The organism is Lentzea sp. NPDC059081 (assembly GCF_042738015.1).
Lineage (GTDB): Bacteria > Actinomycetota > Actinomycetes > Mycobacteriales > Pseudonocardiaceae > Lentzea.
The window spans coordinates 29,170-35,300 of the sequence record NZ_JBHYGW010000050.1; the positions used below are offsets into that span (position 1 = coordinate 29,170).

At 70.7% G+C, this 6,131-nt stretch carries 8 protein-coding genes; 3 read left to right on the forward strand and 5 right to left on the reverse strand.

The features are described from left to right. Positions 1-15: 15 nt before the first annotated feature. The 5 genes from ACFWV3_RS44445 to ACFWV3_RS44465 form a co-directional block, all read right to left on the reverse strand. Positions 16-789, reverse strand: a complete 774-nt coding sequence (locus ACFWV3_RS44445; RefSeq protein ID WP_382420192.1) for an ion transporter — start codon at positions 787-789, stop codon at positions 16-18. A gap of 64 nt (positions 790-853) precedes the next feature. After that, complete coding sequence (gene zapE / locus ACFWV3_RS44450; RefSeq protein ID WP_382420194.1) at positions 854-1,150, reverse strand: AFG1/ZapE family ATPase; 297 nt, start codon at positions 1,148-1,150, stop codon at positions 854-856. Between the two features lie 4 nt (positions 1,151-1,154). Then, positions 1,155-1,559, reverse strand: coding sequence for an FMN-binding protein (locus tag ACFWV3_RS44455; RefSeq protein WP_382420180.1), 405 nt, complete (start codon positions 1,557-1,559; stop codon positions 1,155-1,157). A 4-nt stretch (positions 1,560-1,563) separates the two neighbouring features. Then, the gene (locus ACFWV3_RS44460) at positions 1,564-2,928 is read right to left on the reverse strand and encodes a ferric reductase-like transmembrane domain-containing protein (RefSeq protein WP_382420182.1); all 1,365 of its coding nucleotides are present in this window, start codon (positions 2,926-2,928) and stop codon (positions 1,564-1,566) included. Next, positions 2,925-3,284: a hypothetical protein gene (locus ACFWV3_RS44465; RefSeq protein ID WP_382420184.1), complete on the reverse strand. Its 360-nt coding sequence runs from the start codon at positions 3,282-3,284 to the stop codon at positions 2,925-2,927. Before ACFWV3_RS44465 ends, ACFWV3_RS44460 begins: the two co-directional genes overlap by 4 nt. A gap of 101 nt (positions 3,285-3,385) precedes the next feature. On the opposite strand from ACFWV3_RS44465, the gene ACFWV3_RS44470 reads away from it, so the two are divergent. From ACFWV3_RS44470 to ACFWV3_RS44480, 3 genes are all read left to right on the forward strand, one after another. Continuing rightward, positions 3,386-4,327, forward strand: a complete 942-nt coding sequence (locus ACFWV3_RS44470) for a pirin family protein (RefSeq protein WP_382420186.1) — start codon at positions 3,386-3,388, stop codon at positions 4,325-4,327. Between the two features lie 353 nt (positions 4,328-4,680). Continuing rightward, positions 4,681-5,082 carry an SsgA family sporulation/cell division regulator gene (locus tag ACFWV3_RS44475; RefSeq protein WP_382420188.1) on the forward strand — a complete coding sequence of 134 codons (402 nt, stop codon included), beginning with the start codon at positions 4,681-4,683 and terminating at the stop codon, positions 5,080-5,082. Positions 5,083-5,145: 63 nt separating this feature from the next. Continuing rightward, on the forward strand, positions 5,146-5,961 hold the full coding sequence (locus ACFWV3_RS44480; RefSeq protein ID WP_382420190.1) for a helix-turn-helix domain-containing protein: 816 nt from the start codon (positions 5,146-5,148) through the stop codon (positions 5,959-5,961). The last annotated feature ends 170 nt before the right edge of the window (positions 5,962-6,131 follow it).

Here is a 6,131-nt window from a genome sequence, read left to right on the forward strand (position 1 = left end):
GTCATGTGACCGCTCTCAGGCAACCGATCGCAGCGCCCGCACCTCTTCGCGCAAGGCCCTGACCTCCTGCACCAGCAGGTCGTCGTGCGCGGCGGAGCGCTGCGCCGGCACCGTCACCTCCTCCTGCATCGCGCTGCACACCACGGCGATGAACAGGTTGAGCATCGTGAACGTGCCGACCATCAGGTACACCAGGAAGAAGATCCACGCGTAGGGCTTGTGCTCCATCAGGTCGCGCATGACGTCGGACCAGCCGTCGCCGGTGGTGAGCTGGAACAGCGTCAGCAACGTCGGCCCCAGCCCGGAGAACCGCGGGTCGCCGGTGTCGCCGAACAGGTTGCTCGCGATCACGCCGCCGACGTAGACGAGCAGCACCAGCAGGCCCGACAACGACACCAGGCCCGGGATCGACCGCACCAGCGCCGTGACGACCCGGCGCATGCTCGGCACCATCGCGACGAGCCGCAGCGCCCGCAGGATCCGCAGGCTGCGCAGCACCGACAACGGGCCCGCGGTCGGGATCAGGGCGATGGCCACGATGACGAAGTCGAAGACGTTCCACGGGTCGCGGAAGAACCGCCAGCCGAACGCGTAGAGCCGCGCCGCGAGCTCGGCGGTGAAGATCGCGAGCGCGAGGTGGTCGATCGCCGTGAGCACGGTGCCGTACTTCGCGTGCAGGACCGTCGACGTCTCCGCGCCGAGCGTGATCGCGTTGACGACGATCACGCCGATGACGAAGAACTGGAACCCGTTGCTCTCCACCAGCTCGCCCACGCGGGCGCGCGCCATCTTCACTTGCTGCTCCTACGACAGGGGTTTTGGTGTCTATCGGCCGTGGAGCGGGTCCAACTGTTCACCCGGTCGTGTTGATCACCTCCAGCTCGCTCGCGGTCCTGGCGACGTCGAGCGCCTCACCGCCGACGATCTCCCGCAGCGGGACGCCGGCGACCACCCGGTCGTCGAACCGCTCCGCGAGCACCAGGTAGTCCTGTGTGGACGTCGGCTTCCCGCACAGGTCGCCGAAGTCGAACCAGATCCTTCGCCCGTCGATCGCGAGCGCGGTCAGCGCGCGGCCGTTCACGTCGAGCACGTGCCCGTTGCCCGCCACGTGCGCGCGAAGATCCACAACCACCCGGTCGTGTTGATCAATAACGTCACCTGCCGGCCTGGTCCAACGCGGCTTGGAGCGAGGAGACGTACCCCTCGCTCGTCACCGTCGCCCCGCTCACGGTGTCGATGTCGGCGCTCTGCGCGGTGAGCGTCTCCTGCACGAGGATCGGCAACGCGCGAGCGTTGATCTGCTGGTCCTTGCGGTTGCCGTCGGGATACACCGGCACCGTGACCGCGGTGATCCTCCCGCCGTTGAACGTGACCTCCACCTGGACGGGACCCCAGCGGGTGTCCACGCTCGGCCCGGTCACGGTGTTCGCGCCGCCGGGCGACGACGCGGCGAGCGGCTGGGCGGCCGTGGTCATCGGGCCCGACAACGACGTGCGGTAGCCGAGCAGCAGCGCCACCGCCGTCGCCGTGCCCACGAGCCAGAAGACGATGCGCTTCACGGGGTCACCACCGGAACTCCTCGACGTGGATCCGTTCCTCCGGCACGCCCGCGGCGACCGCGGCGCGCCTCACCGACTCCGCCCACGGCGCCGGGCCGCACACGTAGACGTCGCGTTCGGCGATGTCGGGCACCAGGTACCGCAACGCCGCCAGGTCGTCGACCGGCACGCCCTCGCCGAGCCACGAGCCCGCCGACCTCCGGTGCCCCGGCAGGTCGACGACGCGCAGACCTCGTTCGCGCGCCAGGACGTCCAGCTCGCCGGCGAACAACGGCCGCCCGGTGAAGCGGTGCAGCAACACCGCCTCGCCTGGCCCGTAGTCGAGGCCCTCCGCCAAAGCGCGCAGCGGCGCTACCCCGACCCCGGCGCCGACCAGCGCCACCCGCTGCCGGGTCCGCGCCCGGTCGGTGAGCCTGCCGAACGGACCCTCGAACACCGCGGGCGTGCCGGGCGGCATCCGGCGCAGCGCCGCGCTGCCGTCACCGAGGGCCCGCACGGTGATCCGCAGGCTGCGGCCGTCGGGCGCGGCCGACAACGAGTACGGGTTGCCGCGCGTCCACCCGGCGCGGCCGAGAAACCGCCAGCCGAGGAACTGCCCCGCCCGCACCGGCAGCCGGTGCAGGTCCCGTCCGCTCAGGTAGACCGACACGACGTCGTCGGACTCCGGCACGACCGACGTCACCCGCAGGCGGTGCCTGGCGTTGCGCCACAACGGCATTCCCACCCGCCACACCAGCACGGCCACCGCCGCGGCCGCCCACAGGCCCCACCAGTAGACGGTCGCCGCCGTCGAGGTGAGGAACTCCTGACCGGTCCACAGCTGGTGCGGCAGCGCGAGCCCGGCGCCCAGGTAGCCGTAGAGGTGCAGCAGGTGCCACGACTCGTACCGCAGCTTCTTGCGCGCCTTCCTGATGCTCGTGACGACCGTCAGCACGAGGCACGCGGTGCCCGCCAGCGCCAGCAGCATCGCCGGGTAGTCGACGACGAGGTCCCAGAACTCGCCGGGAACCCCGGCCAGGTCACCCGCCGCGTACCCCCACGTGATCAGGACCAGGTGGCCCAGCACGAGGTTGAACGACGTGAAGCCGACGACCCGGTGCACCGCGACGAGCCGGTCCTGGCCGAACGCCCGCTCCAGCACCGGCAGCCGCGCCATCATCAGCACCTGCACGAGCAGCAGGTCAGAGCCGAGCAGACCGGTGAGCCGCCCGAGCGAGTTCAGGCCGGTCTCCCAGCCGCCCAGGTCGGTGATCCCGCCCCCGGCCGCCCACCAGTAGGTGACGAGCAGCAGCCCCGCCCAGAACCCGCCCGTGGCGACGGCCCGCAACCCGGTGTCGGCAGGGCGTCTTCGCGCGACGGCGAGGGTCATGTCCCCTGGCCGTTCGACCCGTCGTCCGGCGCGGTGCCGAACCGGCCGCCCCCGTCGCCGGGGAACTGCCCGTCACCGGGGAGCTGCCCCTGCTCCGGCGAGTCCTGCCGCACCTGGCTCGTGCCGTTGCCGCCCACCGCGAGCCCGAGCGCGAACCCGCCCAGCCCCGTGAGCACCGCGAGCCCGAGCGCCCCGGCGACGATCGGGCCGGTGATCCCCCGCGACCGCACGGCGGGCGCCGGAGGTGGTGCGACGGGCGGTCGCTCGACGGACGGTGGCCCGACGGGCGGGGGCGGGACGGGCGGCGCGGCCGGCTCCCACCGCGATCCGCTGGCCGTGGTCAGGTCGGCGTTCATGAGGTGCTCCTTCGGTCTCGGCCTGTCCCATCCTCGGCACCGCTCCTGAGCGCCCAGCCAGAGCCAGCTGTGAGTCAGCTGAACGGCCTACGATCACCGGTGTGAGCAATGTCGAGGCCGAGCCGGCCGAGGTGACGTGCGCGTCCACCCCCGGCGGCGTGGAAGTCCTGGGCCCGCGCGACGTCCCGCTGGGCGGCCCGCGCGCCATGTCCGTCCGCCGCACGCTGCCGCAGAAGCAGCGCTCGCTGATCGGCGCCTGGTGCTTCTGCGACCACTACGGCCCCGACGACGTGAGCATGGACGTCGCCCCGCACCCCCACACCGGCCTGCAGACCGTGAGCTGGCTCTTCACCGGCGAGATCGAGCACCGCGACAGCCTGGGCGTGCACGCCTTCGTCCGACCCGGCGAGCTGAACCTGATGACCGGCGGCCGCGGCATCTGCCACTCCGAGGTGTCCACGCCCGGCTCCACCGTCCTGCACGGCGTCCAGCTCTGGCTCGCCCTGCCCGACGCCCACCGCGACGCACCGCGCGACTTCCAGCACCACGTCCCGCCGACCGTCGAGCTCGACGGCGCCGCGATCCGGGTGTTCCTGGGCTCGCTGGCCGGCTCGGCCTCCCCGGTGACCACGTTCTCCCCGCTGCTGGGCGCCGAGATCGTGCTGCCGGCGGACACGACCCTCACCCTCGACGTCGACCCGTCGTTCGAGCACGGCGTCCTCCTCGACACCGGCGACGTGACGCTGGCCGGCACCGCGCTCCAGCCCGCCGACCTCGGCTACGTCGGCACGGGCCGCTCCTCCCTGACGCTGACGTCCACCGGCGGCGCGAGGCTGGTGCTGCTCGGCGGCGAGCCGTTCGGCGAGGAGATCGTGATGTGGTGGAACTTCGTCGGCCGCACCCACGACGAGATCGCCGCCTACCGCGACGAGTGGCAGGCGGAGACCGACAGGTTCGGCCGCGTCGAGGGCTACGCCGGCACCCGCCTGCCCGCACCCCCGCTGCCCGGCGGCCGCCTGCGCCCGCGCGGCAACCCGGCCTGACAGCCCCCGCCACCTACGACCGAATTCGCACCGCCTTCGACGGGTCTTCGACAACGAAGTGAGACGCCCGTCAATTGTTGGCGCCCACCAGATCGCCGTCACTTTCCGCGCCGATATGACTACAGAATGCCTCTCCCATTACTCCGAATGGCGTCACGACATCGCGGCGGACCGGACCTCAAGCTCAGCTCAACTTCGACAAAACCCCAGCTCAGAAGCTTTTGGTGACGCAGATCTCACCGTCCGACCACGCGTGGATGCCGGATCTCATACTTCAGGCCCATTGAAAATCACGTTCCGATCGCATTTCCTGAGCAAGGCATCCACGGGGGTTGCCAGGCGTCTTAGGGGGCATGACGAACGTGACACGAGTGGGCGCGGAGTCAGTCTTCGCCTTCATCGCACCCTCGGGGCGCCCGCTTCCGGTCGAGGTCGAGCTCGGCTACCGCGCCGACGACCCCCACGCCGTGACGATGACGTTCCGCATGGGACGCCAGGAGACCGTCTGGCTCGTGAGCCGCGACCTGCTCGCCGACGGCCTCATCACCACCAGCGGCGCCGGCGACGTGCGCCTGCGCCCGCACAACAGCACGACGGCGGTCCTCGAACTGCGCTCCGACGTCTCGCACGCGATCTTCCACGTGCGCTCGTCCGAGCTCCAGGAGTTCCTGAACTCCACCTACGACGTCGTCGCCCCCGGCCACGAGAACGACCACTTCGACTTCGACACCGAGCTCCGCAAGCTCCTCGACTGACAGCGGCGTTCTCACCCGAACGAGTCGTACCTTGCTTGCGCTCCAACACTTAGCGTCGAGCGAGTGACCACCACGAGCTCCACCGCGTACAGCCGAGACCTGGGCGACGAACTGCGCCGCCTGAGGCAGAGGTTCACCGGCCTGCGTGGCCGAGGCCTGGCCGTCCAGCTGGGCTGGGACCCCAGCAAGGTCTCGAACCTGGAACACGGCAAGATCAGGGCCAGTGACGTCGACCTGGCCCAGTACCTCACCGCCTGTGGCAAGGACATCGACTTCTTCGACGACTTCCTCCGCCGCTACCACAACGCCTTCGACACCTACTTCGCCCAGGCACCGGACAACCTCCGCACCCTGACGATGGCGGAGGCGAGCGCCACCAAGATCACGGCCTACGACGTCCTGACCGTCAACGGCCTGCTGCGCACCCCGACCTACGAGCGCGCCCTGAGCGCCGCCACGGGCACCACCCCGCCGGACACCGACCGTCAGGCGGTCCTGCGCCGCCCAACCCGCCCCGACTGCGTCTTCTACCTGCACGAGCTGGCCCTGAGCACCCACCCGGGAACCGCCCAGGAAATGGAAGACCAGCACCTCTGGCTGCAGGCCAACTCCTCGATGCTGCGCATCATCCCGGCAGACGCCCACGCCGCGGCCTCCCAGTCGCCGTGCACCCTCTTCGAGTTCGAGCGCTCCCAGCCGGTGGTCCACGCGGAAACCGACATCGCCCGCGTCTTCATCCAGGACGACGCAGCCGTGGCGCGAGCCAGGGCCCTCTTCGACCACCTGGACACGATCGCCCTGGACGAGCACCAGTCGAGGCGCAAACTCGCAGAACACCGAGGCCCCACACCACTTCGAGCGCTGGCGCCGTCAAGGTAGCGAAGCCGAAGGCGAGCCAACGCGACGGCGAAGCCGAGCCCAGCGAGGCCGAAGGCGAGCAGTCCCGAGCAAAGCGAGGCCGCGGTGGTGGCTCCCCCGTCTAGCGCTACAAGCACTCGCTGCACGTGAGGAGGGGTGTCAAGCGGGCACGCTTTTCGCCCGCTTGACAC

Coding starts and splice junctions, on each gene's coding strand:
- ACFWV3_RS44465 (WP_382420184.1), bottom strand. CDS start 3,284: ATGAACGCCGACCTGACCACGGCCAGCGGATCGCGGTGGGAGCCGGCC.
- ACFWV3_RS44460 (WP_382420182.1), bottom strand. CDS start 2,928: ATGACCCTCGCCGTCGCGCGAAGACGCCCTGCCGACACCGGGTTGCGG.
- ACFWV3_RS44475 (WP_382420188.1), top strand. CDS start 4,681: ATGACGAACGTGACACGAGTGGGCGCGGAGTCAGTCTTCGCCTTCATC.
- ACFWV3_RS44445 (WP_382420192.1), bottom strand. CDS start 789: ATGGCGCGCGCCCGCGTGGGCGAGCTGGTGGAGAGCAACGGGTTCCAG.